This is a genomic window from Streptomyces sp. E11-3 (genome assembly GCF_046540415.1).
Classification (GTDB): domain Bacteria; phylum Actinomycetota; class Actinomycetes; order Streptomycetales; family Streptomycetaceae; genus Streptomyces.
On the sequence record NZ_JAZGRL010000043.1, the window covers coordinates 1 to 3318 of the forward strand.

Genomic DNA, 3318 nt, shown 5'->3' on the forward strand with positions numbered 1-3318 from the left:
TGGGTGGGGCGTAGCGGGATGCGCGGGGCAGCTCGGGGGACAGGCGGATGCGCGGGGCGACTCGGAGGTGAGGCTGATGCGCGGGATGGCTCGGGACCAGGCGGATGCGCGGGCTCGCGCAGAGCTCAGGTGCGCGGCTTGAGGCCGAGCTTCTGGCGGGCCTCGTCCGGTGTGGCGACCCGGGCGCCGAGGGACTCGGTGATCTGTACGGCCCGCTCGACGAGTTGGGCGTTGGTGGCCTTGACGCCCTTGCCCAGGTAGAGGTTGTCCTCCAGGCCGACGCGGGCATGGCCGCCGAGCAGGATGGACTGGGCGACCCACGGCATCTGCATCCGCCCGATGGCGAAGCTCGCCCACTCGGCGCCCTCGGGCAGCATGTTGACCATGGACTGCAGGACGCCCGGGTCGGCGGGCGCACCCCACGGGATGCCCATACAGAGCTGGAACACGGTGGGATCGTCCAGAAGGCCTTCGGCCAGCAGCTGCTTGGCGAACCACAGGTGCCCGGTGTCGAAGATCTCCAACTCAGGCCGTACGCCCAGCTCCTGGATGCGCTTGGCCCCCGTGCGCAGCATGTCGGGAGTGGAGACATAGAGATTGCTGCCGTCGCCGAAGTTGAGCGAGCCGCAGTCGAGGGTGCAGATGTCGGGCAGCAGTTCCTCGACGTGCGGCAGCCGGTCCAGGCCGCTCACCAGGTCAGTGCCGGGCAGCCGCGTCAGGGGCGCGTCGGGGTCGATGACCAGGTCGCCGCCCATGCCCGCGGTCAGGTTGATGACCACGTCGGTGCCGGTCTCCTTGATCCGCTCGACGACCTCGCGGTAGAGCCGCGGGTCGCGGGAGGGGGCGCCGGTCTCCGGGTCGCGTACGTGGATGTGCACGGCGGCGGCCCCGGCATCGGCGGCCTCGACGGCGGAGCGGGCTATCTGCTCGGGGGTGACGGGGACATGGGGGCTCTTGCGGACGGTGTCGCCCGCGCCGGTGAGCGCGGCGGTGATGATGACGTCCTGGTTCATGGGCATGCGGGGGCCTCTCCTTTAGGAGGTGGGGGGACGGAGTGTTCGTTTCTCGTACGGCGAGGTCAGCGGATGGTGAGCGTGCCGTCCACGTAGGCGAGCAGCGCGCTGTGCATGTCCTCGGCGCTGGTGCCCGGCTCGCCCGGCGCGGTGGCCAGTACCTGGGTGGCGAGACCGTCGATCAGGGCGGTCAGTTGCAGCGCGGCGCGCTCCGGATCGACCGGGCGGAAGGCGCCATCGGCGACGCCCCGGGCGATGACGTCGGCGACCGTCGCGCGCCACTGCGCGTAGTACTCCACGTGCAGCCGCCCGACGGCGGTGGAGCGGGCGGCCTCGGCCCACAGGTCGAGCCAGACACTCCACTGCCAGCGCTGCTGCGCGGTGTACGGCGTCTGCAGCTCGATCAACTGCCGTAGTTCGTCGGCGACATCGTGGGCCTCGGCGATGCGCGCGGCCCGGCGTGCGGTGTCCTCGTCCATGCACCAGCGCACGGCCGCTTCGAGCAGATCGTCCCGGCCCGGGAAGTGGTAGTGGATGGCGGCGGTGCTGGTGGCGCAGGCCTCCGCGATGTCGGAGACCCGTACGGCATGGAAGCCGCGCTCCGCGATCAGCCGGACCGTCGCGCGCACGATCTGCAGCGGTCTGCCGCCCTGGGCCGCGTCCGCGGCGGTGGCGCGGCGGCGGGGGGCGGGCCGCTCGGCGACCGGCTCGGTACGGGACCCGAGCAGCCAGCCCGCGTCCACCTCGCCGATGTCCGCGATCCGGGCCAGTTCGGCGACGGTGAAGCGGCGGGCGCCGGTGAGCGAGCGCGAGAGCTTGGAGGGGTCCATAACGATCCGGCGCGCGAACTCGCGCTGGCTGACGCCCGCGTCGGCGATGAGCTGCCGTACGCGTTCGGCCACGTCGGTGCGGGCGTCGGCGGGGGTTCCGGGTTCGTGCCGCATGGCTGCCACCGTAGGCATCTGTTGCGAATACCGCAACACTACGAGCGCAACCTGGACCAAATACCTGGACAGATAGACACATTGCGGATCTGACTGATGCATCAGTAAGCACTACTGCGCCCTGACTGCCAAGTAGCCTCAAGGCATGCTTCATGGGCGGGAAGAGGAACTCCGAGCGGTGGGCCAACTCGTCGCCGACGCCCGGTTAGGCCGGGGCGGCGCCTTGGTCGTGCGGGGCGAGGCCGGCGTCGGGAAGACCGCGCTGTTGCGGCAGGCGGCGGCCGAGACGGGACCCGGCCTCCGGGTCGTCATGTGCTCGGGAGTGCAGGCCGAGATCTCGGTGGCCTTCGGTGGGCTGCACCAGCTCCTCGCGCCCCTGCTCGACCGGCTGCCGGAGCTGCCCGATGAGCAGGCCGCCGCACTGCGTAGCGCGCTGGGCCTGTCCGCCGCGCCCACCCGCGATCTGCTCATCCGCACCGCCACGCTGTCCCTGCTGCAGCGGGTGGCGGGCGACACCCCGCTGCTCGTCGTCGTGGACGATCTGCAGTGGCTCGACCGGGACAGCGCCGGGGTGCTGCTCTTCGCCGCGCGCCGTCTCGACCGGCTGTCGGTCGGCTTCCTCGCCGCCGTACGGGAGGCGGACGCCGCCGTACAGGAGGCGGACTCCGACCGGCCCGACGGGTCCAACCGGCCCGACGCAGAGGGGCCCTCGGCGCCCGACACCCGGGATCTGCCGCGGCTCACTCTGCGCGGCCTGACCGTCGATGCAGCCTCCGCGTTGCTCGACGAGCGGGGGTGGGGTGCCGCGTCGGGTTCCGCCAGGCGCTCGGTGGTCGCCGCCGTCGGTGGGAATCCCCTGGCCCTTGAGGAACTGGTCCGGCTCGGGCCCTCGCCTGAGGTGGCGGAGAACCTCGCGCTCACCGGCACGGCCCCGCTCGGGCGGCGCCTGCGCGCGGTCTATGCGGAGCGGACCAGGAAACTGCCGGAGCCGGTACGCACCCTGCTGCTCGTGGCGGCCGCGGATGTCGGCGGCCGCACGGATGTGGTGCTGGGGGCCGCGGGCAGGCTCGCGCATCTGGACACGGCCGAGCGGGTCGAGCAGGCCGCGCACCCGGGCACCGCCGAGGAAGGCGAGCAGGCCACGTACCTGGACGCCGCCGAACAGGCGGGCCACCTGGAGGTGTCCGGGCCGCAGCTGCGCTTTCTGCATCCGCTGGTACGTGCCGCCGTGTACGCCGACGCCTCGGCGCGGCAGCGGGCCCTGGCGCACCGGGCGCTCGCCGCCGAGCTGGCCCAGCGGCACGAGCCGGTCCTCGCCGAGCAGGCCATACGCCATCGCGCGCTCGCCGCGACCGGCCCGG

At 72.7% G+C, this 3318-nt stretch carries 3 protein-coding genes; 1 reads left to right on the forward strand and 2 read right to left on the reverse strand.

Annotated features, from left to right (window positions below; translation table 11 throughout):
• Nucleotides 1-125 precede the first annotated feature (125 nt).
• Nucleotides 126-1019 carry a 3-keto-5-aminohexanoate cleavage protein gene (locus tag U9R90_RS34615; protein WP_411061328.1) on the reverse strand — a complete coding sequence of 298 codons (894 nt, stop codon included), beginning with the start codon at nt 1017-1019 and terminating at the stop codon, nt 126-128.
• A 59-nt stretch (nt 1020-1078) separates the two neighbouring features.
• Nucleotides 1079-1957 carry a TetR family transcriptional regulator C-terminal domain-containing protein gene (locus U9R90_RS34620; protein ID WP_411061329.1) on the reverse strand — a complete coding sequence of 293 codons (879 nt, stop codon included), beginning with the start codon at nt 1955-1957 and terminating at the stop codon, nt 1079-1081.
• A 145-nt stretch (nt 1958-2102) separates the two neighbouring features.
• Here U9R90_RS34620 and U9R90_RS34625 point away from each other — a divergent pair.
• The coding region (locus U9R90_RS34625; protein ID WP_411061330.1) for an AAA family ATPase at nt 2103-3318 on the forward strand (1216 nt) is incomplete at its 3' end.